The organism is Curtobacterium sp. LFS079 (assembly GCF_047977865.1).
In the GTDB taxonomy this organism is placed as follows: domain Bacteria; phylum Actinomycetota; class Actinomycetes; order Actinomycetales; family Micrococcaceae; genus Arthrobacter.
The window spans coordinates 380421-405878 of record NZ_JBFPFO010000002.1 but is presented as its reverse complement, the minus strand read 5'-3'; the positions used below and the strand labels follow the sequence as shown (position 1 = coordinate 405878).

At 67.0% G+C, this 25458-nt stretch carries 25 protein-coding genes; 11 read left to right on the top strand and 14 right to left on the bottom strand.

All coding sequences use genetic code 11. The features are described from left to right. Nucleotides 1-381: 381 nt before the first annotated feature. The 3 genes from purB (at nucleotide 382) to ACNQPB_RS05300 (ending at nucleotide 3347) form a co-directional block, all read left to right on the top strand. Complete coding sequence (purB, locus tag ACNQPB_RS05310; protein ID WP_498749698.1) at nucleotides 382-1821, top strand: adenylosuccinate lyase; 1440 nt, start codon at nucleotides 382-384, stop codon at nucleotides 1819-1821. Nucleotides 1822-2011: 190 nt separating this feature from the next. Further along, entirely contained in the window at nucleotides 2012-2668 is a 657-nt protein-coding gene (locus tag ACNQPB_RS05305) for a histidine phosphatase family protein (protein WP_498749697.1), read from the top strand. A gap of 175 nt (nucleotides 2669-2843) precedes the next feature. Beyond that, nucleotides 2844-3347 (top strand): GNAT family N-acetyltransferase, encoded by a 504-nt coding sequence (locus ACNQPB_RS05300; RefSeq protein ID WP_498749695.1) that lies wholly within the window; start codon nucleotides 2844-2846, stop codon nucleotides 3345-3347. A 67-nt stretch (nucleotides 3348-3414) separates the two neighbouring features. On the opposite strand, the gene ACNQPB_RS05295 is transcribed toward ACNQPB_RS05300, so the two are convergent. Beyond that, entirely contained in the window at nucleotides 3415-4272 is an 858-nt protein-coding gene (locus ACNQPB_RS05295) for a cytochrome c oxidase assembly protein (protein WP_498749694.1), read from the bottom strand. Between the two features lie 184 nt (nucleotides 4273-4456). On the opposite strand from ACNQPB_RS05295, the gene ACNQPB_RS05290 reads away from it, so the two are divergent. The 4 genes from ACNQPB_RS05290 to ACNQPB_RS05275 all read left to right on the top strand — a co-directional run bounded on the left by ACNQPB_RS05290 (nucleotide 4457) and on the right by ACNQPB_RS05275 (nucleotide 7759). Continuing rightward, nucleotides 4457-4891, top strand: coding sequence for an acyl-CoA thioesterase (locus ACNQPB_RS05290; protein ID WP_498749692.1), 435 nt, complete (start codon nucleotides 4457-4459; stop codon nucleotides 4889-4891). A gap of 50 nt (nucleotides 4892-4941) precedes the next feature. Next, nucleotides 4942-5805, top strand: a complete 864-nt coding sequence (locus ACNQPB_RS05285; protein WP_498749690.1) for a hypothetical protein — start codon at nucleotides 4942-4944, stop codon at nucleotides 5803-5805. A gap of 56 nt (nucleotides 5806-5861) precedes the next feature. Beyond that, a complete protein-coding gene (locus tag ACNQPB_RS05280) occupies nucleotides 5862-6221 on the top strand; it encodes a nuclear transport factor 2 family protein (RefSeq protein WP_498749688.1) in 360 nt (119 codons plus the stop codon). A 107-nt stretch (nucleotides 6222-6328) separates the two neighbouring features. Then, nucleotides 6329-7759, top strand: coding sequence for a TrkH family potassium uptake protein (locus ACNQPB_RS05275; RefSeq protein WP_498749687.1), 1431 nt, complete (start codon nucleotides 6329-6331; stop codon nucleotides 7757-7759). 7 nt (nucleotides 7760-7766) lie between these two features. Here the strand turns inward: ACNQPB_RS05275 and ACNQPB_RS05270 are convergent, their stop codons facing one another. The 7 genes from ACNQPB_RS05270 to ACNQPB_RS05240 form a co-directional block, all read right to left on the bottom strand. Further along, nucleotides 7767-8576: an HpcH/HpaI aldolase family protein gene (locus ACNQPB_RS05270; RefSeq protein ID WP_498749685.1), complete on the bottom strand. Its 810-nt coding sequence runs from the start codon at nucleotides 8574-8576 to the stop codon at nucleotides 7767-7769. Next, nucleotides 8561-9346 carry a 2-oxo-hept-4-ene-1,7-dioate hydratase gene (gene hpaH, locus ACNQPB_RS05265; RefSeq protein ID WP_498749683.1) on the bottom strand — a complete coding sequence of 262 codons (786 nt, stop codon included), beginning with the start codon at nucleotides 9344-9346 and terminating at the stop codon, nucleotides 8561-8563. The genes ACNQPB_RS05270 and hpaH overlap by 16 nt, the downstream gene beginning before the upstream one ends. Before the next feature lie 61 nt (nucleotides 9347-9407). After that, the gene (gene hpaD / locus ACNQPB_RS05260) at nucleotides 9408-10499 is read right to left on the bottom strand and encodes a 3,4-dihydroxyphenylacetate 2,3-dioxygenase (RefSeq protein WP_498749681.1); all 1092 of its coding nucleotides are present in this window, start codon (nucleotides 10497-10499) and stop codon (nucleotides 9408-9410) included. A gap of 37 nt (nucleotides 10500-10536) precedes the next feature. Further along, nucleotides 10537-12051 (bottom strand): 5-carboxymethyl-2-hydroxymuconate semialdehyde dehydrogenase, encoded by a 1515-nt coding sequence (gene hpaE, locus ACNQPB_RS05255; protein ID WP_498749680.1) that lies wholly within the window; start codon nucleotides 12049-12051, stop codon nucleotides 10537-10539. A 14-nt stretch (nucleotides 12052-12065) separates the two neighbouring features. After that, nucleotides 12066-12722, bottom strand: coding sequence for a GntR family transcriptional regulator (locus tag ACNQPB_RS05250; RefSeq protein WP_498749678.1), 657 nt, complete (start codon nucleotides 12720-12722; stop codon nucleotides 12066-12068). After that, on the bottom strand, nucleotides 12715-14199 hold the full coding sequence (locus ACNQPB_RS05245) for a fumarylacetoacetate hydrolase family protein (RefSeq protein WP_498749676.1): 1485 nt from the start codon (nucleotides 14197-14199) through the stop codon (nucleotides 12715-12717). Before ACNQPB_RS05245 ends, ACNQPB_RS05250 begins: the two co-directional genes overlap by 8 nt. A 139-nt stretch (nucleotides 14200-14338) precedes the next feature. Further along, nucleotides 14339-15067, bottom strand: coding sequence for an IclR family transcriptional regulator (locus ACNQPB_RS05240; protein ID WP_498749675.1), 729 nt, complete (start codon nucleotides 15065-15067; stop codon nucleotides 14339-14341). 419 nt (nucleotides 15068-15486) lie between these two features. Here ACNQPB_RS05240 and ACNQPB_RS05235 point away from each other — a divergent pair, with 419 nt between their 5' ends. Together ACNQPB_RS05235 and ACNQPB_RS05230 are read left to right on the top strand one after the other, a co-directional pair. Further along, nucleotides 15487-16137, top strand: a complete 651-nt coding sequence (locus tag ACNQPB_RS05235) for a DUF6226 family protein (protein WP_498749673.1) — start codon at nucleotides 15487-15489, stop codon at nucleotides 16135-16137. Between the two features lie 299 nt (nucleotides 16138-16436). After that, nucleotides 16437-18326, top strand: a complete 1890-nt coding sequence (locus ACNQPB_RS05230) for an FAD-binding monooxygenase (protein ID WP_498749671.1) — start codon at nucleotides 16437-16439, stop codon at nucleotides 18324-18326. 144 nt (nucleotides 18327-18470) lie between these two features. Here ACNQPB_RS05230 and ACNQPB_RS05225 read toward each other — a convergent pair whose 3' ends face one another. Both ACNQPB_RS05225 and ACNQPB_RS05220 read right to left on the bottom strand, forming a co-directional pair. Further along, on the bottom strand, nucleotides 18471-19025 hold the full coding sequence (locus ACNQPB_RS05225; protein ID WP_498749669.1) for a hypothetical protein: 555 nt from the start codon (nucleotides 19023-19025) through the stop codon (nucleotides 18471-18473). Between the two features lie 247 nt (nucleotides 19026-19272). Then, a complete protein-coding gene (locus ACNQPB_RS05220; RefSeq protein ID WP_498749667.1) occupies nucleotides 19273-20322 on the bottom strand; it encodes an FUSC family protein in 1050 nt (349 codons plus the stop codon). 95 nt (nucleotides 20323-20417) lie between these two features. Between ACNQPB_RS05220 and ACNQPB_RS05215 the strand changes: the two genes are divergently transcribed. After that, entirely contained in the window at nucleotides 20418-21011 is a 594-nt protein-coding gene (locus ACNQPB_RS05215; protein ID WP_498749665.1) for a histidine phosphatase family protein, read from the top strand. A gap of 22 nt (nucleotides 21012-21033) precedes the next feature. On the opposite strand, the gene ACNQPB_RS05210 is transcribed toward ACNQPB_RS05215, so the two are convergent. Together ACNQPB_RS05210 and ACNQPB_RS05205 are read right to left on the bottom strand one after the other, a co-directional pair. Next, on the bottom strand, nucleotides 21034-21927 hold the full coding sequence (locus tag ACNQPB_RS05210; protein WP_498749664.1) for an SDR family oxidoreductase: 894 nt from the start codon (nucleotides 21925-21927) through the stop codon (nucleotides 21034-21036). A 79-nt stretch (nucleotides 21928-22006) separates the two neighbouring features. Then, complete coding sequence (locus ACNQPB_RS05205) at nucleotides 22007-22438, bottom strand: Lrp/AsnC family transcriptional regulator (protein ID WP_498749662.1); 432 nt, start codon at nucleotides 22436-22438, stop codon at nucleotides 22007-22009. A 136-nt stretch (nucleotides 22439-22574) separates the two neighbouring features. Between ACNQPB_RS05205 and ocd the strand changes: the two genes are divergently transcribed. Beyond that, nucleotides 22575-23603: an ornithine cyclodeaminase gene (ocd, locus tag ACNQPB_RS05200; RefSeq protein ID WP_498749660.1), complete on the top strand. Its 1029-nt coding sequence runs from the start codon at nucleotides 22575-22577 to the stop codon at nucleotides 23601-23603. A 158-nt stretch (nucleotides 23604-23761) separates the two neighbouring features. Here the strand turns inward: ocd and ACNQPB_RS05195 are convergent, their stop codons facing one another. Further along, nucleotides 23762-24106, bottom strand: a complete 345-nt coding sequence (locus tag ACNQPB_RS05195; protein ID WP_498749658.1) for a DUF7674 family protein — start codon at nucleotides 24104-24106, stop codon at nucleotides 23762-23764. 109 nt (nucleotides 24107-24215) lie between these two features. Beyond that, nucleotides 24216-25400 carry a 4-hydroxybenzoate 3-monooxygenase gene (locus tag ACNQPB_RS05190; RefSeq protein WP_498749656.1) on the bottom strand — a complete coding sequence of 395 codons (1185 nt, stop codon included), beginning with the start codon at nucleotides 25398-25400 and terminating at the stop codon, nucleotides 24216-24218. Nucleotides 25401-25458: the final 58 nt, after the last annotated feature.

Sequence of the window (25458 nt, the reverse complement as noted above, 5' to 3'; positions counted from 1 at the left end):
CCGCAGGCGACTGCCACTGCCCCATCTGCACCTGGCCAAGCCGGGACAGCGCGGCGTCAGCTTCATCCGCACACCGTGCCACCCGTGCGGCAAGTTGCCGCGCGTCGGCTCCCTGCGGGGCCCATTGCCGCGGATCAAACGGGGCTTCCGCCGCATACAACGTGTTGCCCATGTCCAGCTCCTGTCTCCTAACGCGGCACGGGCACCGGGCTGCCCGTCCTGATGCACCGAAGCTACGGTGCGCACCCCGGGCGCGGAACCGCCGTCGGACGCTATGTGGACAAACGGCCCGCAAGGCCGCTGTGGAGGACAGGCCGTGGCGGTATTCACATAGCGGAGTCCGCTTAAGGCGCCGGCTGCAGTTCATGAAAGAATTGGCCCATGCCTGAAACCGCCGCCGCTGTTACCCGTACGCCCTCCGGACGCCTCGCCCTTGCCGCGTCGCCGGAGAAGATTGCCCTCGGCCCCCTGGACGGCCGTTACCAGTCCGCCATCGCCCCGCTGGTCGATTACCTGTCCGAAGCCGCACTCAACCGCGACCGGGTCGCCGTTGAGGTCGAATGGCTCATCCACCTGACCAGCAACAGCGTGCTGCCCGGCGCGGGCCCCCTGACCGACGAACAGCAGGAGAAGCTGCGCAGCATCGTCACCGAGTTCGACGCCGCCTCCGTGGCTGAACTGGCCGAGATCGAAGCCGTCACGGTACACGACGTCAAGGCTGTCGAGTACTACATCAGCCGCCGCCTGCCGGCCGTCGGCATCGAGAACCTGACCGCGATGGTGCACTTCGGCTGCACCTCCGAGGACATCAACAACCTTTCCTACGCCCTGGGCATCAAGGGCGCCGTGGAAGACGTCTGGCTGCCGGCCGCCCGTGCGCTGGTACAGCAGATCGAAGCCATGGCCGAGGAAAACCGCGCCGTGCCGATGCTTTCGCGCACCCACGGACAGCCGGCCACCCCCACCACGCTGGGCAAGGAACTGGCCGTGATCGCCCACCGCCTCGGCCGCCAGCTGGACCGCATCGCGAAGACCGAATACCTGGGCAAGATCAACGGTGCCACCGGCACCTACGCCGCCCACGTCGCCTCCGTTCCGGGTGCCGACTGGCAGGCCGTGTCCAAGTCCTTCGTCGAGGGCCTGGGCCTCACGTGGAACCCGCTCACCACGCAGATCGAAAGCCACGACTGGCAGGCCGAGCTGTACTCCGACGTCGCACGCTTCAACCGGATCCTGCACAACGTCTGCACGGATATCTGGAGCTACATCTCCATCGGCTACTTCCGCCAGATTCCTGTTGCCGGCGCCACCGGCTCGTCCACCATGCCGCACAAGGTCAACCCCATCCGCTTCGAAAACGCCGAAGCGAACCTGGAAATCTCCAACGGCCTGCTGGACACCCTCGCCGCCACCCTGGTCACCTCCCGCTGGCAGCGCGACCTCACGGACTCCTCCTCGCAGCGCAACATCGGCGTGGCATTCGGCCACTCCCTGCTGGCGATTTCGAACGTCGCCAAGGGCCTGAAGGCCCTCGACGTCGCCGCGGACGTCCTCGCCGGCGACCTCGACACGAACTGGGAAGTCCTGGGCGAAGCCATCCAGATGGTCATGCGCGCCGAGGCGATCGCCGGCGTCGCAGGCATGGAAAACCCGTACGAACGCCTGAAGGACCTCACCCGCGGCCAGCGCGTGGACGCCGCCCGCATGCAGGAGTTCGTCTCCGGCCTTGGCCTGTCGGCCGACGCCGAAGCCCGCCTCCTGGCCCTCACCCCTGGCGGTTACACCGGCATCGCGGACGAGCTGGTGGACCACCTGAAGTAGGACGCAGCGGCAGCCGTCTGCAACAGCATCACGACGGTGGCGGGCAGGGACACAGCCTCACAAACAGGGGCGTCCCGGCCCGCCGTCGCCATTTCCGCCGTCGCCATTCCCCCGCCGTCGCCGTTTCCGCCCGCCGCTTCCTGGCGCCGTTTCCTGCCGGGATGTCGGCCCCGGCGAGTAAGGTGCCAGCATGAGGCTATTGCTTATCCGTCACGGCCAGACTCCGGGCAACGTCCTAGGCCAGCTGGACACCGCGTTTCCCGGCCCCGGGCTGACCGAACTCGGCGTGCGCCAGGCCGCCGCGCTGCCTGAGGCCCTGGCGGATGAAGCCATCGAAGCCATCTACACTTCAACGCTCCTGCGGACCCAGTTGACTGCCGCGCCTTTGGCCAAGGCGACGGGCCTGGAGCAGGTCGTGCTGGACGGTGTCCACGAGATCGAAGCCGGAGCGCTGGAGAAGAACACGGACCACGAATCGCACATGCGGTACATGGGCACAGTCTTTGCCTGGAGCGACGGCAACCTGGACGTGCGCATGCCCGGGGCGTTCACCGGCCGCGACTTCTTCGAACGCTTCGATGCCTCCGTGAACAAGGTGGTTGCTGCGGGCAATTCGACGGCGGCGATCGTCAGCCACGGTGCGGCCATCCGGTGCTGGGCGGCGCGCCGGGCCGAGGACATCGACACCCTCTTCGCCGAAACCCACCAGCTGCCCAACACCGGAGTCGTGGTGCTCGAGGGCGACCCGGACTCCGGCTGGAGCGTCCTGCACTGGGACCGCATTCCCGTGGGCGGCCTTGCCCTGGCAGATCCGACGGCGGAGGACCCCACCGGCGAAGCGCTGTAACCGCCGTCGCGAACGCCGGAAACCAGCGAAAGCCTGGAACGCCGGAAACACCGGGCCTGCGCCCGAGGGAACCGGTCCACCGGCAGTTCTCCGGACCCTTACGCACAGGAAACACGGCGGTAACCGCTGCTTCCTAGGCTTGTTCTGCATAACCCCTCCGGCGAAAGAGGAAGCGATGCAAACCAACCCGCGGCTCAACATCCGTCAGGTCAGCTGGGCAAACCCCGTGGGCGCGGACCTCCGCACGGCCCAGCAGTCTGAACTGGATTCCCGTTTCGGCACGTCCGATCACGAACCCGGCCCGGCGCCGTCGGAGGCCGATACAGCGGTCTTCGTGGTGGCATACGAGAAGTGTTCCGGGCAGCCGCTGGGCTGCGGCGGGCTGCGCATCGTGGACGACCGCACCGTTGAGATCAAACGCCTGTACGTCGTCCCGTACGCCCGGGGATCCCGGGTGGCCAGCTCCATCCTGGCCAGCCTTGAAGGGTTGGCGCATTCGCGGGGTTTCCAGGTGATCACGGCGGAGGCGGGCTCGGCCCAGACGGACGGACGCAGCTTCTACGAAAGCTCCGGCTTCGAAGCTGTTCCCAACTTCGGACCGTACATCGGCCTCAGCGAATCCCACTGCTACTCCAAGGCCCTCGATTCGCACAGCGCCGCGCACACCGCCATGGCCTGAGGACTGCCATGGCCTGAGGACCCGCATGGACCCTAACCTTAGGCCGGGTCCTGCATCCGTTCCGCGGTCATTGCACGCCTCGGCCGTCCTGCCCCAGATGGACCCGGTTCAGGGCCTCGATTTCCTCGTCGCTGAGTTCGTCAAAACTTCTGGCCTCATGCCTGTCGTTGCGGGAGAAGCGGACGAACATCAGGATGATGAGCGGAAGGTCCACTATCTCCGCGAGGAACCACATCAGGTCGCCGGCGAGCTGCTGATCCCGCAGGGGTGACGGGAACCAGCCCGCGTGTCCGCCTGAAACCGCGGCGGCGCCGTCGAGGATTCCCGGGCTGAGCCGCATCAAGACTCCGGGCACGGCGTCGGCGAGGAGCTCGATGAAGACGAAAATGAATTCGACCACGATGAGCGATCCGATGCGTCCTGCGCCGTCTTCCATGATGGGAACGGTCATAAGAAGTCCCATGGCGGGCACGAGCAAAGTCAGGATGATGTCGGCGGCGGAGTTGGTTCGGAGCACGTAGAAGAACGGCGTCAGGAACACTGTGAACATCGCAAGGCCCAGGAGGGCCGCCACAACGGTGTTGCTGAGCATGCGGAGCAGACGGTTTCCCAGGAACGCTTCCAACCGCGCCGCCCCGGTAGGTCCGAGGGTTTGCCTCGCGAGGGTCAGCGGCTTACCGAGGCCGAGCAGCAGCGGAACCACAAATAGGTAGGACGTCGCCTTGAGGGCGAAGGCCCACCGCAGATCGTGGCTGTACGCGCCTGGAAACCCGAAACTCAGCGCGGCAAAACTACCCAGGCCGAGGGCAAAGAAAGCAATCGAGTTCCACAAGGGCCAGCGGATCCCCCGGCGCCTTGCGGCCACCAGCCCCTTCGAATAGGAGATTGCGGCGGCAACAAGGATGACCAGCGCAGGCCAGTTCATGGTCCACGTCCCCAGGACAACGCTCAGCGGCGGCAAAGGTCAGCGCTCCGGACCGGACGGGCGGCCGGTCAGCCGGGGGCTGCAGTGGGACTTGTCGATTATCATGGATTCCCATGTTACGGAGTCAACGCAAACCGTGGCATACGGCATACGGCTCGATCGCCGGCTCGGATAATCTCCCCCTATGGAAAAAGCAGACATCACGTTCCGGACCCGCAAATGGGTGCGCCCGGAAGACCTGAACGCCAACGGCACCCTGTTCGGCGGAAGCCTGCTGAAATGGATCGACGAGGAAGCGGCGATCTACGCGATCATCCAGCTGGGCAACGGCCGGGCCGTCACCAAGTACATCTCCGAGATCAACTTCGTGAGCTCGGCGGTGCAGGGCGACCTGATCGAGCTGGGCATCACCGCTACCCGCTTCGGCCGGACCTCGCTGACCATGCGGGCCGAGGTGCGGAACATGATCACCCGCCGGAGCATCCTCACCATCGAGGAACTCGTCTTCGTGAACCTCGGCGAGGACGGCAGCCCGCAGCCGCACGGCTACACGGACATCACCTACGACCGTGACCGCATCCCCGCCCACCACCTGACCCAGACACTCCAGCAGGACTGACCCCGCCGGCGTCGTTCCCGCTGTCAGTCCGTCCCGCTAAGATGCTCGGCATGGAGCTGAGTACGGTGGCCGCGGAACTGTACGCGCTGCTGCCTGCCGACTTCGTCGCCGCGCGCGGCGCGCGTGCCAAGGAGGCGAAGGCTTCCGGCGACGCCGGTCTGGCTACGCTGATCAGCCGCCTGCCGAAGCCCTCGGCGGCCGCCTGGGCCGTCAACATGCTGGCACGCAGCGGCGCCACCGAGCTGGGGGAACTGCTCGGGCTAGGCACGGCGCTGCGGGCCGCCCAGACGGAACTCGATCCGGCCAGGCTGCGGGAACTCGGACAGCAACGCCCCCACCTGCTGGCCGCCGCCGTCGGGAAGGCCGATGAAATCGCCGCCGGGCTCGGCGTCAGGTTGAGTGACGCCGCCGCGAGCGATGTCACCGGAACGCTGCGGGCAGCCCTCGGCGACACCGGGGCCGCCGCGGCCGTCCGGAGCGGCCTGCTGGTACGGGCCTTGTCGGGCGACGGCGTGGATGCGGTGGACCTGTCCGGCGCGGTCGCGCTTGAGGGCGCCGCAGTTCCTGCCGCCCCAGCCGCCCCGCGCGTGAAGGCCGGCGACGGCGACAAGGAGGCCCGCGAGAGCCTGCGGGCCAAGGCCGAGGACGCCGAGCGCGCGGCCGGGCAGGCGGAAGCGGAGCTCGAGGAAGCGGAACAGACGCTGGGAGAGGCCACGCTCCGGCGTCGGGAACTCCAGGCGGCCCTGAAGGAAACCCGGGAGCGCCTGTCATCCCTGGAAGAGGAGCTGGCGACGGCCGAGCAGGATGCCCGCCGGGCAAGCCGCGCCGCCGAAGCCGCGGACAAACTCGCGGCGCAGAAGCGCCGCATCGCCGGGCAGGCCCGGCGCTGGCTCGAGCGGTACTCAGACGGCTGAACCCTTGATGGCCGGGCGGGCTTGATGGCCGGGCTGGCCGGGCGTAGAACGTAAGCATGAACGACGTCAACGCGTGGATGGACAAATACATCGCCGCCTGGACCTCGAACGACCCGGATGACATCAAAGCCTTGTTCACCGAGGACGCGGTCTACGCCACCCGGCCGGACACCGATTCGCCGTGGCGCGGGCACAACGAAATCGTGGATGGCTGGACCGATGCCGGCGACATGCCGCACGCCTGGGCTTTCGAGTGGACCCTGCTAGGACAGGACGGCAACCTGGCGTTCGTCCAGGGCCTCACCACCTACTTCAACGGCCAGCCCACCTACGACAACCTGTGGGTGATCCGTTTCGCCCCGGATGGCAGGGCCTCGGAATTCACCGAGTGGTACATGGCGCGGAAAGACGCGTAAAGGTTTCGTTAAGACCCCGTTCCGGCCGATCGGGGCGGTGTTAGGCTCCCTGAGCGCCGGGGGCCGGGGATGCGCCTGCGCTTAAGGGTCAACGGAGGGAAGCGCTGATGTCGAGAGCACGGAAGCCGGCGTCCGGACGGCTGCGGGACGAGCCGCCGCGGGAGCAGAACACACCTCACGAGGTTCCCCGGGAGAAGAAGGAAAGCGCCATCGCCAGGGCCCTCCTGCACCCCGGGCGCTCCCTCCCTGTGGCGTTCCTGATGGTGATCGTGATCGGCGCGGTGCTTCTGATGCTTCCGTTCTCGCGGACGGTCCCCAGCGCCGGGCCCGGCCTGGCGCCGCTCTTCACAGCTGTTTCCGCAGTCTGTGTCACCGGCCTGGTCACCGTGGACACCGCCACGTACTGGACCCCGTTCGGGCATGTGGTGATCCTGGGCCTCATCCAGGTGGGTGGCTTCGGGATCATGACGCTGGCGACCCTGCTGGCCCTGGTCGTGCGGAAAAGCCTCGGACTGCGCGGGCAGTTGGTGGCGCAGTCCGAAACCCATACGCTGAACCTCGGCGACGTCCGTTCGGTGCTGTTCCGCGTCGCGCGGATCATGGCCACCCTCGAGGGAGCCACCGCCGCCGTCTTGACCGTCCGCTTCTGGCTCGCCTACGACCAGAACCCCGGCGTCGCCCTCTGGCACGGCGTCTTCCACGCCGTTTCCGCATTCAACAACGCCGGCTTCGCGCTGTACAGCAACAACCTGATGGGTTTCGCGGAAGACCCCTGGATCATCCTCCCCCTCTGCCTGGCCGTGATCGCCGGCGGACTCGGTTTCCCCGTGATCATCCAGCTGTTCAAGGGGATCCGGCTCAAGGACTGGACGGTGCACCTGCGCCTGACGGTCTTCGGCACCCTGCTGCTCCTGGTGCTGGGCTTCGTGGCGTTCGCGGCCTTTGAATGGAACCGGCCGGAAACGCTCGGACCGCTGGACACCGGCGGAAAGGTCCTGGGCGCCTTCGCCGGCAGTGTCTTCCCGCGCACGGCCGGCTTCAACATCATCGACTACGGGGCGGCGTCTCCGGACACGCTCATGGTCACCGACATCCTGATGTTCATCGGCGGTGGAAGCGCCGGAACCGCCGGCGGCATCAAGATCACCACCTTCCTGGTCCTCGGCTTCGCCATCTGGAACGAAATCCGGGGCCGCGAACAGGTGACCATCGCCCACCGTTCCATCAGCCCGACGGTGCAGAGGCAGGCGCTGACTGTCGCCCTGCTCGGCGTCGCAGCAGTAATCATGGGCACCATGCTGCTGCTCATGCTGACGGACTACAGCCTGGAGAAAGTGCTGGTCGAGGCCATTTCGGCCTTCGGCAACGTCGGGGTGAGCACCGGCATCACGTACCACCTGCCGGAAGGCGCGCAATGGGTACTGATGGCCCTCATGTTCGTCGGCCGCATCGGCTCCGTGATGGTGGCCTCGTCCCTGCCGCTGTCCTCCCACCCCCGCTTGTTCAGGCTGCCTGAGGAACGGCCGATCATCGGGTAGCGGCCCCCTAGTAGCTGTCGCGTTCCCCCTCCGACGGCGCCGGGACGAACTTCGCCGCGAGCGCCTCTGATCCGCGGGCGAGCATCGCGACGTCAGCGCCCACCAGCACGAACGACGCTCCGGCGTCGAGGTAGCCCCGCGCCGTGGCCTCGTTGAAGGCGTTGACGCCGGCGGGTTTGCCGGCGGCTTGTGCTGCGGCGAGGCAGTGTTCGACGGCGGCCCGCACCGTCGGGTGCTCCTGTTCCCCGAGCAGCCCCATGGAGGCAGCCAGGTCGGAGGGTCCGACGAAAACCGCATTGACGCCGTCGACCGCCAGGATCTCCTCCACCGCGGCGACGGCCGCCTCGGACTCGATCTGGACCGTCACGCTGATGGTGCCGGAAGCCCGGGCGAGATAGTCCGGGATCCTGTTCCAGCGCGAGGCCCGGGCCAGGGCCGAACCCACTCCGCGCACCCCGTGCGGCGGGTAGCGGACGGCGGCGACGGCGGCACGGGCCTCGGCGGCCGAGTTGACCATGGGGATGAGCAGGTTCTGCACGCCCAGGTCCAGGTACTGCTTGAGCAGGACGGTGTCGTTGACGGGCGGGCGGACCACGGCCTCGACGGAGTAGCCGTGGACCGCCTGCAGTTGCGCGAGGATCGATTCGAGCCCGTTGGGGCTGTGTTCGGCGTCGATCAGCACCCAGTCCAGGCCCGAACCGGCGCAGATCTCGGCGATCAGCGGGCTGCCGGAGCAGATCCACATCCCGGCAAGCGGGCGGCCCGCCTCAGCGAGGGCATCAGTGAAGGTGCGTTCCGGTTCTACTCGAATCGGCATGTGATGGCTCCCAGCGGTCCGTAGTCGGCGTGGACGGTATCCCCTTTGTACACCCAGAGCGGGCGGGTGAAGGAGCCGGCCAGGATGATGTCCCCGGCTTTCATGCCGTCCCCGTGCGCGGCGATCTTGTTGGCCAGCCAGTGCACCCCGTTTGCCGGGTGGTCCAGCACGCCGGCCGCGACGCCGGTCTCCTCCACGGTCTGGTTCTTGTACAGGATCGCCGAAACCCAGCGGAGGTCGACGGCGTCGGGCCGCACCGGGCGCCCGCCCACCACCATGGCACCCATCGCGGCGTTGTCCGCGATGGTGTCCACGATGGTCCGGCCCTCCATTTCGATCCTCGAATCCAGGATCTCGAGGGCCGGGACCACGTAGTCGGTGGCTTCCAGGACGTCGAAGATGGTGCAGCCGGGGCCGGCGAGGTCCTTCCTCAGCACGAACGCCAGCTCCACCTCCACCCGCGGGTGCGTGTACCTGTCCCATTCGACGGAGCAGCCGGTTTCGAGGACCATGTCATCGAAGATGGCGCCGTAGTCCGGTTCGGTGATGCCCGTGGCGGCCTGCATGGCCTTGGACGTGAGCCCGATCTTGCGGCCCACCAGCGTCCGGCCGGCCTCCTCGTTGCGGCGCCGCCAGAGCTGCTGGACGGCGTAGGAATCCTCCACCGTCATCTCCGGGTAGCGGGCCGTCAGCCGCGGAACCGGGGTCCGGCTGCGGCCGGCCTCCACCAGTTCGTCCGCTATGGCCTCGATCGTTTTCGCGTCCAGCATGCCGTTCCCTTCGTGCCCGTGCCGCGCTGCCCTTTCCAAGGCAGCCCCTCTTTCAAGCAATCTAGACCTGTGCGCCCAGCTTGAAGCCTTCGACGTCGGTACCGGCCCCGCCGGTGTTGTCCTTGCGGGTGTAGGAGAAGCCGTCGGCACCCACGGTGACCGCCATTTCCGATTTGTCCTCCCGCTCGATGACCGGCTGCGGGTTGCCGTCGAGGTCCAGGACCAGGGAGGCCTCGGTGTACCAGGACGGGACCACGGGGTTGCCCCACCAGTCGCGGCGCTGGTTGTCGTGCACATCCCAGGTGACTGTGGGGTTGTCCGGGTCGCCGGTGTAGTAATCCTGGGTGTAGATCTCCACGCGGTGTCCGTCCGGGTCCAGGATGTACAGGTAGAACGCGTTGGACACGCCGTGCCGGCCGGGGCCGCGCTCAATCCGGTCACTGATGCGCAGGGCGCCCATCTTGTCGCAGATCTGGATGATGTTGTGCTTCTCATGCGTGGAGAAGGCGATGTGATGCAGGCGCGGGCCGTTGCCGCCGGTCAGGGCCGTGTCGTGGACCGTCTGCTTGCGGTGCATCCACGCGGCGTACGTGACGCCGTCGGAATCCTTGATGTCCTCAGAGACGCGGAAGCCGAGGTCCTCCAGGTACTTACGGCCGCGCGGCACGTCCGGGGTGACCTGGTTGAAGTGGTCCAGGCGGACCAGCTCGCCGGCGGAGTAGAGGTCGTAGCGCTGGGTGAGGCGCTCGACGTGTTCCACCTCGTAGAAGAACTCGTACGGGAAGCCCAGCGGGTCCTCGACGCGTACGGAGTCGCCGACGCCCTTGGTGAAGCCTTCCTTGCGGCGCTCCACCCGGCAGCCCAGTTCACGGTAGTAGGCCTCGGCTGCGTCCACCTCGGCCGGGGACTTCACCCGGTACGCGAAGGCGGCGGCAGCGGCGACCGGGCCCTTGCGGAGCACCAGGTTGTGGTGGATGAACTCCTCGAAGGAGCGCAGGTAGATGGTGTTCTCGTCCTCTTCGGTGACGTGCAGGCCCAGCAGGTCCACGTAAAACGCGCGGGACTTGGCCAGGTCAGTGACCACGAGTTCCAGGTACGCGCAACGGACGATGTCCGGGGCCGGGACTGTGGGGGTGGGTACAAAGTTGGTCATGGTTGTCTCTCTTCTTTGAGGAGGGTGAAAAGGGCGCTTAGGCGCCGAACTTCGGGGTGTGGACGGAGCCAAGCGTGATGTGCACGGCCTGCTGGTCGGTGTAGAAGTCGATGGAGCGGTAGCCGCCTTCGTGGCCGAGGCCCGAGGCCTTGACGCCGCCGAACGGGGTGCGCAGGTCGCGGACGTTGTGGCTGTTGAGCCACACCATGCCGGCCTCGACGTTCTGGGAGAAGTTGTGCGCCCGCGTCAGGTTCTGGGTCCAGATGTAGGCCGCCAGGCCGTACTTGGTGTTGTTCGCCAAGGCGAGGGCCTCGTCGTCGTTCTCGAACGGGGTGATGGCCACGACGGGACCGAAGATTTCCTCCTGGAAGATCCGCGCGTCAGGCGCGACGTCGGCAAACACCGTGGGTGCGATGTAGTTGCCTTCGGGGAGGTGCTCGGGGCGGCCGCCGCCGGCAAGGAGCCGGCCTTCGGACTTGCCGATCTCCACGTAGGAGGCCACCTTCTCGTAGTGCTCCGGGTGGACCAAGGCACCCACCTGGGTCTTGGGGTCGTGCGGGTCGCCCACCACGATGTTCTTGGCCCGGGCGGCGTACTTTTCGCAGAACTCGTCGTAGATGGCGCGCTCCACCAGGATGCGGGAGCCGGCGGTGCAGCGTTCGCCGTTGAGCGAGAAGACGCCGAACAGGGCGGAGTCGATCGCGGCGTCGAGGTCGGCGTCGGCGAACACCACGCACGGGGACTTCCCGCCGAGCTCCATGGACAGGCCCTTGAGGTTCGCCGCGGCGTTGCGGAAGATCGTCTGGCCAGTGGTGGTCTCGCCGGTGAAGGAGATCAGGGGCACGTCCGGGTGCTTCACCAGGGCGTCGCCGGCTTCTTCGCCGAGGCCGTTGACCAGGTTGAACACGCCATCCGGAAGGCCGGCGTCCTTGAAGATCCGGGCCCACAGCGACGCGGAAAGCGGCGTGAACTCGGCCGGCTTCAGGACCACGGTGTTGCCGGTGGCCAGGGCCGGGGCGAGCTTCCACGATTCGAGCATGAACGGGGTGTTCCACGGGGTAATCAACCCCGCGACGCCGATCGGCTTGCGGTTCACGTAGTTGATCTGGGAGCCCGGGACTTTCATGGCGTCGTCGAACTGGGCCACGATCAGGTCCGCGAAGAAGCGGAAGTTCTCCGCCGCGCGCAGTGCCTGGCCTTTGGCTTGGGTGATGGGCAGGCCGGTGTCGAAGGTCTCGAGTTCGGCGAGCCGGGCTTCCTGTGCCTCGACGGCGTCGGCGATTTTGTTCAGCACGCGGGCACGTTCGCGCGGCTTCATCTTCGGCCACGGGCCGTTGACGAAGGCCTCGCGGGCGGCGGCGACGGCGAGGTCGATGTCTTCCTTCTGGCCCGCCGCGGCGGTGGCGTAGTTCTTGTTGGAGACCGGGTCCAGGACGTCGAAGGTCTTGCCGCCGACGGAGTCAACGAACTTGCCGTTGATGAAGTGCTGGATGTGGGTGGGCAGGTCTTCGGGAACGTAGTGGGTACTGCTGGTTTCTACGGAGGTCGTCATCGTTGAAGTCCTAACTAGTGGTTGCTCTGTTGGAGGTACGCGTCCAGGGTGGCGGCGCGGTGCTGGCGGGCGGCTTTCTCGATCGTCTCGGCGTCGGCCTTGTTTTCGATCAGCTGCAGCAGGGCCTCGTGTTCGTCCACCGAATCGCGGGCGCGGCCGGGGACGAAGCGGAAGGTGGAGGACCGCAGGGACGCGAGGCGGTTCCAGCCTCGGTGGACGAGGTCCAGGATGTGCGGATTGGGGCAGCGTTCGAACAGGACACTGTGGAAGTCCTGGTTGAGCCGGGTGAAGCGGACGGGGTCGAAGTGCTCCAGGCAGTCGCGCATCTCGGCGTTCACGGCCCGCGCCCGGGCAATCGCAGAAGCGTCGATCAGCGGCGCGGACAACGCCGTCGCCGCCCCTTCGATGATGCTCAGGGTCTGCATCGTGTACAGGTACTCGGTGGGGTCGATCCCGGATACCGTGGCGCCGACGTTGCGTTCGAAGGTCACCAGGCCCTCGGCTTCGAGCCGGCGGATGGCTTCGCGGACGGGGACCACGCTGAAGCCCAGGTCCTCGGCGATCTTGGCCAGCACCAGGCGGTAGCCCGGCGAGTAGGCGCCGTCCACGATCCGGGCCTTGACCGCGGCGTAGGCCTGCTCGGACTTGCTGCCCGTGACGGTTTCAGTCATTGTCCTTCACCCATTCCTCATACTTGGCGCGCCATTGGGCGTTCATCGGGAAGAGCCCGTCCACGCTGTGGCCTTGCTCCACCATCTGGAAGATGAATGCTTCCTCGCGTTCCTGGGCGATGCATTCGTCCACCAGTTCCGCGGCGATCGCCGGCGGGATCACGAGAATCCCGTCCGGGTCCGCCACGATGATGTCGCCCGGCTGCACGGTGGTGCCGCCGCAGGCGATGGTGATGTCCGTGTCCCAGGGGACGTGGCGGCGGCCGAGCACGGCCGGGTGGCGGCTGGCGAAGTAGGTGGGGATCTCCAGCTCCGCGACGGCCGAGTAGTCCCGCACGCCGCCGTCAGTGATGATCGCCGCGGCGCCGCGGACCTGGGCGCGCAGGGCCAGGATGTCGCCCACCGTGCCGGTGCCCTTTTCGCCCCGGGCCTCCATGACCAGGATTTCGCCTTCGTTGACGGATTCGACCGCACGCTTCTGGGCGTTGAAGCCGCCGCCGTGGGTCTTGAAGAGGTCCTCCCGATTGGGCACGTAGCGCAGAGTGCGGGCGAGGCCGACGACGCGGCGGTCCGGGCGGGTGGCCTGCAGCCCGTCGATGCTGACGTTGTTCAGCCCGCGCTTGCGCATCTGGCTGGACAGGGTGGCCGTGGCGACCGACTCGAGCTTCTTCTTCAGCTCCGGATCCAGCCCGGGTTTGGCAACCGGCGCGAGTCCGGCGGCTTCGCGCGAACCATACGCCTCCTCCCGCTGCGTGTCATCTGACTTGGGCTGCGCGCCGAAGGCGGCGAACGGCGTCGTGCCTTCCACGACGGCGGTGGCCAGGCGGCCGCTGCTCAGCCCACCGCCGCTGACCTCGACCTCGACGACGTCGCCCGGCACCGCGACCGACGCGCCGGCCGGGGTACCGGTGAGGATGATGTCGCCCGGTTCGAGGGTGAGCAGCTGCGAAAGGTCCGCGACGAGGCGGGCGAAGGGGAAGAGGAGGTCCTCGGTGGTGTCATCCTGCACGGGTTCGCCGTTGTGCCAGGTGCGGATGCGCAGCTTTGCGGGGTCGACGGCGGCGGCCGGGATGAGTGCCGGGCCGACGGGGGTGAAGCCGTCCCCGCCCTTCGAGCGGAGGTTGGAGCCCTTGTCCGCGTAGCGGAGGTCGTAGACGCCGAGGTCGTTGCTGGCGGTGACCCATTCGACGTGGCCCCAGGCCTCCTCCGGGCTGACGCGGCGGGCGTTCTTGCCGATGATAAGCGCGATCTCGCCCTCATAGCCGAGGAGTTCGCAGCCGGCCGGGCGCTCCACGGTGCTGGGCATTTCCGTGGATCCGAGGGCGAGCGAGGACGACGGCTTGAGGAAGTACGAAGGCTGCTCCGGGGTGCGGCCACGCTGCGCTGCGCGGCTGGGGTAGTTAATGTGGACGGCGATCACCTTGCGCGTCCGGGCCAACAGCTCCGGGCTGAGTTCTTCGATCGGCAGGTTCTCCATTGACGCAGGTCTCCTCGTCATCTGATGTCCATCAAGTACGAAATCGTATACGAAAACTATGCCGCGGGATGTGAGCTGCGTCAACCCCTCCCTCGGATTCCCCAGAGCGCCGGACGCCGGTCCGTCCGCTAAACAAGCGCTACAACAGCACCTTGGCGATCGCGTCCCCGGCACGGTTCAACTTCTCCACCGTGTCCTGAAGGTCGAACTGCTTGAGCCGCTCCGTGGGGCCGTCGATGGTCACCACACCCAAGAGGCTTCCGGCGCTGTCCCGGACAGGGCACGCAACCACGAAGAGACCCACTTCGAGCTCGTTGTCGAGGGTCGCGAAACCCTGCTCGCGGATCTTCTGCAGTTCCTTGAAGAAGGCGTCCCGGCGCGTGATGGTGCTCGGTGTGAACGATTCCAGCCGCGGCGGAAGCGCTGCGCCCGCCTCCTCATCGCTGAGTTCGGCAAGGAGGAGCTTTCCGGTGGCGCTGGCGTGCAAGGGGTAACTCTTGCCCACGTACAGGTGGCTGGCGTTGAGGAAACGCGACGACGACGCTTCGGCGATGACGTCATAGGACGCCGCACCGGTGACCATCGCAAACGCGGTGGTCTCGTTGAATTTCGCGGCGTACTCGTTCAGGATCGGCTGGATCCTGGCGACGACTCCCGTGTAGGGGTCGGCGAGGCGGCCGAGGCGGGCCATCTGCCAGCCAAGCATGTAACGGTTGTCCACACGCGCTACGAAGCCGTTCTGCTCAAGGCTGAGCAACAGCCGGAAGGCCGTGGGGCGCGTCATGCCTACCGCGTGGGCAATTTCCGTGGCAGTGATTCCCTGGCGGTGCCGGCCAAGTTCGCTGAGCAGCACCGTAGCCTTGACCACCGACTTATTGGTCAGGTCAAAAGGCTCCCCGGAAGCCTGCTCCTCATCGCCGACGCCTTCTTCCGGCGCGGTCCCTTGTTGCGCAGTGCTTGGCCCCGCAGTGCTTGGCCCCGCAGTACTTGGCCCCGCTGTGCTTGGTCCCGCTGCCATCCATGCTCCCGCTTCGCGCCGGTCCGGTACCGGCTGCTCCGGCTCCTGCTTGCCACACCATCCTAGGCGCCGCGGTGGCTGGGTGGCCCCAGGAGCTGAACGCTCCCAGCGTGACATTCTGCTGGATCACCTCCGCTGCGCCGGACCCGGAACCCCGCCAATCCGCGGGGGCAGGCACGGGGATGGTCCGCGGTGATCCAGCAGAATGTCCGCGAACTCCGGCCCCGGATACGGCGCGACCTCGCTCGCCCGGGGCTAGGCTGTGGCCCATGGGGGAACGGCATTGGGAATTCGTCCGGCCACCGCTGCCGGCCGCGGTCTTCCTTGACGACGACGGCGCGCCCATCCCTTACGGCGAGCGCTGGGAGGGTGACGGACCACCGCAGGACGCTTACAGCAGGGTCAGCCACCCGGAAAGGTTCGCTGCCCTGCATATGGTGGCCGATGCCCTGATCGATTACCTCGCCCGGACGTTCGACGCCGACGTCGATTCCGCCCTGGAACACGCCGGGGACCTCGTGCGGCAGGGCATCTCAACCGTGCGCGCCATCCGCGTCATTCCCCGCGCTCCCGATGCTGCACCGCTGACCTTTGTCTTCACGGACTTCCCAGGACTCGCCGTCCACGCGGGAGCACTGCATGACTTCATCTTCCCTGCGTGCGGCTGCGACGCCTGCGACGAAACCGCGGAGCGCTGCGCCGATGAGCTGGAGCGCATCATCCACGGCGTCACCTCCGGCGGTTACAGCGAATGGCTGGGGCACAACGGCAATGCCGGCATGCGACTGGAGTTCGGGGGCGGCTCCATGGGAGGTAGCGGCGCCGTTGGGGCAATACCGAAGGACCGCCTCGAAAACGCCCGGGCGCGGCTTGCCCGCCTCCCCGACGGCTGGGCACCCTGGCCGTTGCGTACCCGCTAGGGCCGCGGACGGAAACCACGGAGCGGCCGGAAGGCTCGCACGACATTCTGCTGGATCACCTCCGGCGGCAAAGGTGCCAAGCCCTGAAAATCCGCACGGACCCGGCGCATCCCCGGGCATGCTCCCGGGTGATCCAGCAGAATGTCCGCGCGCCGGCGAAACGCACCGGCAGCACCACCAAAATCCCCGCATCTTGTCAGCCAAGTCACACCGCGGTACAGTCTTCAGCAAGATTCGAGTTCAAATAAAGAACTACGTGTTCTATATTAGAACAATCCACAAAGAAGTGAGGACCTCCCGTGCAGTTCCACCACCACGGATACGTATCAGGCGACCCGCGGGTCCAGCCGGCCGCCGGCGTCGGACTGAACCGCCCCGAAGAACTCCCCGACGAGGTTGACGTGCTGATCGTGGGCACCGGCCCGGCCGGCATGCTCACCGCGGCCCAACTCTCCCAGTTCCCCGATGTCACCACCCGGGTCATCGAACGCCGCCCCGGTCGCCTGGCAATCGGCCAGGCCGACGGCATCCAGGCCCGCAGCGTCGAAACCTTCCAGGCCTTCGGCTTCGCCGAGCGGATCACCGCCGAGGCGTACCACATCACCGAGATGGCCTTCTGGAAGCCGGACCCCGCGGACCCGTCGCGCATCCACCGGGCCGCCCGCGCCGTCGACGATCCCACGGGCATCAGCGAGTTCCCCCACCTGATCGTGAACCAAGCCCGCGTGCTGGACTACTTCGCCGAGTTCATGGCGAACTCGCCCAGCCGGATGAAGCCCGACTACGGTTACGAGTTCCGCGGCCTTGAGGTCGACGGCGACGGCGAGTACCCCGTTTCCGTGACCCTCCTCCACACGGCGGGCCCCCTCGAGGGCCAGGAGCGCACCGTCCGCGCCAAGTACGTGGTGGGTGCCGACGGCGCACGCAGCAAGGTCCGCGAATCGATCGGCTGCACCATGGCCGGCGACAAGGCCAACCACGCCTGGGGCGTCATGGACACCCTGGCCGTCACCGATTTCCCGGACATCCGCACCAAGTGCGCCATTCAGGCGGAAAGCGGCAGCATCCTCCTGATCCCGCGCGAAGGCGGCCACCTGTTCCGCATGTACGTGGACCTGGGCGAGGCCGGCGAGGACCACGCCGTCCGCCAGACCACGATCGAGCAGATCATCGCCAAGGCCAACGAGATCCTGCACCCGTACACCCTGGACGTGCGCAACGTTGCCTGGCACAGCGTCTACGAGGTGGGCCACCGCCTGACGGATAGGTTCGACGACGTCCTGCCCGAGGAGCTCGGCAACCGCACTCCGCGCGTCTTCATCACCGGCGACGCCTGCCACACCCACAGTGCCAAGGCCGGCCAGGGCATGAACGTCTCCATGCAGGACGGCTTCAACATCGGCTGGAAGCTGGGCCACGTGCTTGAAGGCCGCAGCCCGGAAAGCCTGCTGTCCACCTATTCGGCCGAGCGCCAGGTGGTGGCGAAGAACCTCATCGACTTCGACAAAGAGTGGTCCTCGATGATGGCCAAGAAGCCCGAGGAGTTCGACGACCCCTCGGAGCTGGAGGACTTCTACGTCCGCACGGCCGAGTTCCCTGCCGGCTTCATGACCCAGTACACGCCGTCCCTGATCATCGGCGAAGCCACCCACCAGGACCTCGCCACGGGCTTCACCATCGGCAAGCGCTTCAAGTCGGCGTTGGTGCACCGGGTCTGCGACACCAACCCCATGCACCTCGGCCACCACGCCAGGGCAGACGGACGCTGGCGGATCTACGTCTTCGCAGACGCCGCCGAGGCCGGAGCCGCGGGTCCGGTCGCGGACTTCGCCGAGTGGATCGCGACGGCGCCTGACTCGCCGCTGGCGGCAACGCCGTCGGACGCTGATCCGGACGCATGGTTCGACCTCAAGGTGATCTACCAGCAGCCGCACACCGGCGTGGACATCGGCGCGGTGCCGGCCGTGTTCAAGCCGAGCGTCGGGCCCTTCCGTCTCACCGACTACGAGAAGGTCTACGCCACCGCCCCGGAGGCCGACATCTTCGAACAGCGTGGCCTGGACCGCGGGGGCGTCGTGGTGGTGGTCCGCCCGGACCAGTACGTGGCGAACGTCCTGCCCTTGAGCGCGACGGCGGAACTCGCCGCGTTCTTCGCGCCGCTCCTGTCTGCCAAGCGGCTCCCGGCGTAGGGGTTCCGCTTTAGGCATCTGCGTTAGGCGACGTTCCTTCCCGCTTGCTCTTGCAGGCACCGGCAGCAAAGCCCGGAATTGCCCGGCACACGGCCCTCGTGTGCCGGGCAATTCGCGTGCAAGCGGGCCGGAGCGTCGTCGTCCTTACTTCCGCACGGGCCGGAATACAAGGTAGAGCAGGCGGATCGTGGTTCCCAAGGCGACGGCGGCCAGCACCGAGTGGAAGACCACCGAGAAAACCGCGTCACCGCGCGAGTACGGATCCTCGCTGAAAACCAAGCGCACCGTTGCGGGAGACTCCGCGTGGCCGCTCATCCAAAGCACAGCTTCGAGGAGGGTCCATCCGGCGAAAGCAGAGAAGATCAGGCTCCCACCTAGCATCGCAACCGCAGGAACCACATCCAGAAGCTTGCGGGTGCCCACGTGCTTCGGTGGCGCTGCACGTTCGCGTGGCCTGCGGTAGCTCGGCGGGTCAAAGCTTCGGTTATCCACGGAGGGCACACACTCGCTGACGAAATCACCGAGGATCTCGCCCCTGAGAACCGCCAGCATGCGCTCGTTGCGGTCCACGACCCAGCTGCCAAGTCCACCCCGCACGCCGAAGAAGGCCAAAATTGGCGTCCCCCGGATCCGCCCTTCCGCATCGCACCACACAAGCAGGGAATCCAGGCTGACGTCTTGGACAGCCGATCGCGGCACGGTCCGATCCCGGAAGAACCCGAGAAAGTGACGTCGGTGGGGGTCACCCGCACACCCAGATGCCAGTTCCTCCAGCTGATCCAGAGAAATGTTCCGATAATCGCGGCGAGCACGACGACGTCAATCACCTCCGGCCCCTCTGCAAGGAGCGAAGGGCCGAACTGGAACCCGAGAGACCCCTGGGCGAAAAGAACGAACGCGAACATCGCGATGCGGGTGATGAACAAAGGCCGGAGCGTCGCCGTCGTCACCGCCGCACCCGCCTCCATACCGCCGGGGCCACCACCACCGCGACACCGACGGCGGCACCGATCACCGTTTCCACGATGCGATCCCGCAGCAGGAGGCCGGGATCCACCCGGGCGGCCAGAAGCGTTGAAATCAAGGCGAGCGGCGTCACGAAGACCTGGGCAACAAGGTATTGCCGGGCGATGAACATCTCGGCGCCGAACTGGCACAGGGCGATCACCAGGACCATGGCCCACGGCGCGGGGTTCAGCCACAGAATGCCTGCCATCAGGACGAGCCCGATCACCGTTCCGGCGATTCTCTGGATGCCGCGGCGGATCCGGTGGCGCGTTGAATGGCCCACCAACGGCACGACGGCAGCCACCATGGCCCAGTAGCTGTGCCCGAAGCCGAGCCGCTCGCCCACCACTGTTGCGAGGACCCCGGCGAGACCGGCTGCCACCAGGTAACCGCCGCCTTCCTGCCACGCAGCGCGGCGCTCGGGCCCGGTGTGCCGGATGGGCGGGGGACGTTTCCAGGCGGTCCGGTGGCTCCTGACCACCCGGGACGACATTCCGATCAGCAGGCACAGCACGGTGGTCAGCACGGCGGCCAGCATCGCCTCCCCGAGCGGCGGCTGCACGGGAATCGATGCGATGGCGGCGAAGCCGAAGATGTGGAACAGGGAGCCCGCGGGCCGGAGCCGCCAGTAGGCGATGGCCACCGAACAGGCTCCGGCAACCAAGGTGGTGGCGGCGATCAGGAGCCAGGAATATCCCGCCGGTCCGAGCCCCCACTGGGGTGCCAGCCGCGCGGTCAGGGTGGCCGACAGGATCACCAGCAGCATGAGCCCGCCGGCACGCAACTGGCTGCGGAAACGCAGGTTGTGGGGCTCGTTCCTGCCGTAGATCCCCGTGAACGCACCGAAGGAAGCGAAGGCGGCCAGGTCCAGGCGCCCGATCAGCGTCAGCGTGATGAGCGGGACGAAGATGCCTATGGCGCAGCGGAGTGCGGGGTGGTGGTCCTTGTTTCCAGGGGCCATAGTGAACATTTCCGCAACGGCCTTCACGCGGGCGTTCCGCCTTTCTTCGCAGGGTCAACATTACGACGGCGGCGCTGGCGTCCGTTTCGAATCTTACGTCCGGGAAAACCACCTCAGGCAGAATGGAAGGCATGACCCTTACGACGTTTGCCCTCGTCCGCCACGGCCAGACCGACTGGAACGCCGAACGCCGGCTTCAGGGATCCACCGACATTCCGCTGAACGACGTCGGCCGCGGCCAGGCGCGTGACGCCGTCGCCGTCCTGTCGGGTTACGAATGGGACGCCGTGGTGTCCTCGCCGCTGAGCCGGGCCGCGGAGACGGCCGACCTCATCGCGGCGGGACTCGGCCTGAACGTGTCACGCCGCCTGCCCGGCTTGATCGAGCGGGGCTACGGAAAAGCCGAAGGCCTGCAGGCCGGTCCGGAACTGGACGCCCTGCGCGTCCCGGGCGGCTTCGAAGGCGCCGAAAGCGAAGAGGCCACAGCCGCCCGCGGGCTGGCCACCCTGGTAGACCTGGCCGAGGAATACCGCGGCCGCCGCGTGCTGGTGGTGTCGCACGGCACGCTGATCCGGCTGACCCTGGACCGGGCCACCGGCCGGTCCCTGCCCAGCGTCGAGAACGCCGCCCTCAACCTTGCCCACCACCACCCGGTGGACGGCTGGGAGCTGGAGTTCTTCAACGGCGAGCGGCTGCTGGCCGGCGTCGAGGCCTAATACCTGCTGGCTTTGATACCCGCTAGTGCCCCAACTTGGCGGCCAGGCGCGCGACGGCGTCTTCCGGCGTCGTCGGGGGTCCGAACAGCTCGGCCTGGCGGGTGGTGTCGGCGACGTACCTGCCGGTGTCGAACCAGGCCGCCATGGCTGCCATGTCGGCCATCATCGGGGCGAATTTGGCCGTGACCTTTCCGGCGACACGCAGTACCCCGGTGGGCACGGCCATGACCTTGACGTCCTTGTCGCTGTGCGCCGAGACCAGCTTGGCGGCCTCAAGCATGCTGATCGGGCGGCTCCAGCCGATGTCCACCCGCTCACCGACGGCAACGTCCGCTTCGACGGCGTCGGCCAGATATCCGGCGAGGTCGCTGGTCAGGACGAAGCTCAGCGGCGTGCCCTTGTCGCCGAACCACATGATGCGGCCCTTCTCGAAGGGATTCCCCATCTGCGTGACCATGTCGAAGAAGGCGCCCGGCCGCAGCGCCACGAAGGGGACGCCGAGTTCCTCGAACTTGTCCTCGGCGAGCTTCTTGTGCCAGAAGTGCGGAACCTGCGGCGTCTGGTCGCTGGTGAGGATGCTGATCAGGACAAAGCGCGGAACCCCGGCCAGGTTTGCGGCGGTGGCGAGGTTGGCGTAGCCGAAAGTGTCGATCGCTTCGGCGTTCTTGTCGTGCCGGGTGTAGCCGGCCGCCGTCGAGATGACGGCCGCGACGCCGGTCATCGCCTTGAGGAGGGATCCGACGTCGAGCATGTCCCCGCGGGCGATCTCCACGCCTTTCGTTTCAAGCTTGCCGGCGTCCGACGCCGGACGGACCAGCGCGCGGACGCGCTTGCCGCGGCTGAGGAGTTGGTCCACCACCTGGCCGCCGAGGTATCCAGTTGCTCCAACGACGAGGACGGGCTGTTCTTCGCTCATGGCATCTCCCGGGGGTTGTTCCTCATTCCAGTCGTAGCACGGACCGCGCCGCGCTGATAGACCCTGCGCCGATAGGGGCTTACCGCAGCACCGAACTGAGGAGCAGGCTCGTTTCGCTGTTCACCACGCCGTCGATCGAGCGGATGCGGCCCAGGACGGCGTCGAAGGCTGCCAGGTCCTCGGTGCGCAGTTCGGCCACGAGGTCCCAGCCGCCGTTGGTGGTGTGCAGGGCGCTGATCTCGGGGAAACCGCGGAGCTGGCGGATGACCCTGTCGGTGGAGCGCCCCTCCACGGCGATGAGGGACACGGCGCGGATGGTCAGCGGGTCCAACTCGTCGCGGACCCGGACCGAGAAGCCCACCACCGCGCCGGAGGACACGAGCCGTTCAAGCCGGCTGTTCACCGTGGCCCGTGCCACCCCGAGCTTCCTGGCCAACGCGGCCACCGGTGCGCGGCCATCCTCGCGGAGGGCCGAAATGAGCCGCCGGTCCAGGTCATCAAGTTCAGCCATGCACACAATGTATTACCGGGGTCAGCATTTTGCATGGTCTTCATCCGAAAAGTCGGCATTTTCGCCCTTGAGCATGCAAACCGCCCCTCCGTACTGTGGCTGACAACAAACTGCTGCTTACAGAAAAGAGGACGCCATGGCGCGTTTTGTCGACGTTCAGAACATGGTCCGCTGGGTGGCCGAACAGGGCCCCGCGGAGGTCATAGCCGGGATGATCGAATACATCGAGGCGGACTTCCGCCGCTGGGAGCAGTTCGACAAATGCCCTCGCGTGGCCAGCCACACCCAGTTTGGCGTCATCGAGTTGATGCCCACGTCCGACCACGAAAGCTATGGCTTCAAGTACGTCAACGGGCACCCCTCGAACCCTTCGCGCGGCTTCCAGACCGTCACGGCCTTCGGGGTGCTGGCCGACGTCCACAACGGCTACCCCACGTTCCTGGCCGAGATGACGGTCCTCACCGCCCTTCGCACGGCAGCGACCTCGGCCATGGTGGCCCGCCGCCTGGCACGCCCCGATTCCCGCGTGATGGCCATGATCGGGACCGGCAGCCAGTCGGAATTCCAGGCCCTGGCGTTCCGGGACGCTCTGGGAATCCGCGAGCTGCGGGTCTGGGACACCGATCCCGCAGCCGTCGCGAAGTTCCTCCGGAATGTCGAGCCGCTGGGCTTCGAGGTCACCGTTGCCGCTTCGGCCGCGGACGCCGTGGCAGGGGCCGACATCATCACCACCTGCACGGCGGACAAGGCCCAGGCCACCATCCTCACTGCCGGGCTGATCGGCGAAGGAGTGCACCTGAACGCGATCGGCGGCGACTGCCCCGGCAAGACCGAACTGGACCCGGCCATCCTGCGTGCCGGCGAAGTGTTCGTCGAGTTCACTCCGCAGACCCGGATCGAAGGCGAAATCCAGCAACTGCCGGCCGACTTCCCCGTGACCGAGTTCCATGAGGTCCTGGCGGGCACCAAGTCGGGCCGGACCTCGCCGGAGCAGATCACGGTGTTCGACTCGGTCGGCTTCGCCATCGAGGACTTCTCCGCGCTGCGCTACGTCCGGGACTCCGTTGCCGGCACGGCGTTCTTCGAGGAGATCGACCTCGTGGCGAACCCCGACGAACCCAAGGACCTGTTCGGCCTGGTCTCGGCACTGGCGCCGGTGGGGTGACGGGTCCGGGCGGCCTCAACAAGCCGCCCGACGGCGGGTGGTCACCTTGGGCGACCACCCGCCGTCGGGCGTTAGCCGTCGGGCGTTGCGGCACGTTGTTCTCGTGTCTTAGAAGCAACCGAGGTCCCATCTGCCCAGGACACCGGACCGACCACCAATCATTGGAGCCAGTCATCCATTTCGCGGAGGGATGGCCCAAGCATGTCCCGCATCCCGGAGCCGGGATCACCTGGGTTAGGGATCATCTCGACTGCGCTGACCCCAATGAGATCTTTGACATCCTCGGACCCTTCGTCGAATGCCCGTTCTAACCAGGCCCAAGCGGATTCACAAATGGCCGGATCCAAGCTGTACTGATCCACCAGCCACCTGACGAAATCCGACATCGCGAGATGGGGGAGCATCTCATCGGAGTTATCCTCAAGATGCTCGGCCAGGACCGGACCAAATCCGGGGTACACCCCCACAAGCTGCCACATCAGGTCCTCGCTTGCATCACTCATCCAGCACCCCCAAGAACGGCGGACAGCTCGTCGGAGCAGGAGAGTGTCATGCTATCGCCGGCGACGTTTCGGGGGAAGGCTCGCCCCTGCGCCGTGAGGCGAGCAACCCTTACCGCCCCGGCCACCCCGTGTACGCCTCGGCGAGGTACGCCTGACCGTGCCGGGAGGACACCACGGAGCGAAGTTCGCCCAGCTGCCGGGCGCGGCTGAAATCGTCGGCACCGGGGACGGTGTGCAGCATGGAGGTCATCCAGTAGGAGAAATGCTGGGCCTTCCAGACCCGCTCCAAGGCACGGTCGCTGTAGGAATCGAGCAGCACCGTGGAACCGGAACCGTAGAACGAATCGAAAGCCTGGGACAGCATCTTCACGTCGTTGATGGCCAGGTTCAGGCCCTTGGCACCGGTGGGCGGGACGGTGTGGGCAGCGTCGCCGGCCAGGAAGAGGTTCCCGTGGCGCATCGGTGCGTGCACGAAGCTGCGGAACGGCAGCACCACCTTCTCCAGCACCGGCCCTTCCCTGAGTTCGAAGCCGTTGCCGTTGACCCGTTTCCGGAATTCGGCCCAGATCCTCTCGTCGTCCCAGTCCGCCACGTTCTCGCGGGGATCGCACTGGAAGTACATGCGCTGCACGGTCTCGGTTCGCTGGCTGATGAGGGCGAAGCCGTGCCCGGAGTTGGCATAGATGAGCTCGTCGGCGCTGCGCGGGGCCTCGGCCAGGATGCCGAACCAGGCGAAGGGGTATTCGTGGAAGTACTGCGTCCGCGCGGTCTCAGAGATCTGGCGCCGGCAGTGGCTGCGGGAACCGTCCGCGCCCACCAGGAAGTCGGCCTCGACCTCGAATTCCTGCCCGTCGGCGTCCGTGAACCAGAGCTTCGGCTTGCCGCCGAGCTCGTTGACGGTGGTGTCCGTGACCCCGTACCGGATGTCGCCGCCGTCGGCTTCCCGCCGCGCGGCGAGGTCCTTGAAAACATCAGTCTGCGGGTACAGCCAGACTGACTCCCCCACCAGCTCCTTGAAGTCGATGCGGTGGCTTTCGCCGTTGAAACGCAGCTCGATGCCGTCGTGCCGGTCGCCCTCGCGCAGTACCCGGTCCGAGACGCCGGAGTCCACCAGCAGTTTGACCGTGCCGTGTTCCAGGATCCCGGCGCGCACGGTCTCCTGGATGGCCTGCCGGCTGCGGATTTCCACCACCACGGAGTCGATTCCCTGCTTCGCCAGCAGGTGGGAGAGCATGAGCCCTGCCGGTCCGGCGCCCATGATGGCCACCCGGGTGGTGATGCGTGTTCGTGCCACGGTGTTCCTCGCTTCGTTGCGGTCTGCGGCGGCGTGCCGCCCGGCTTAGGAACAGTGT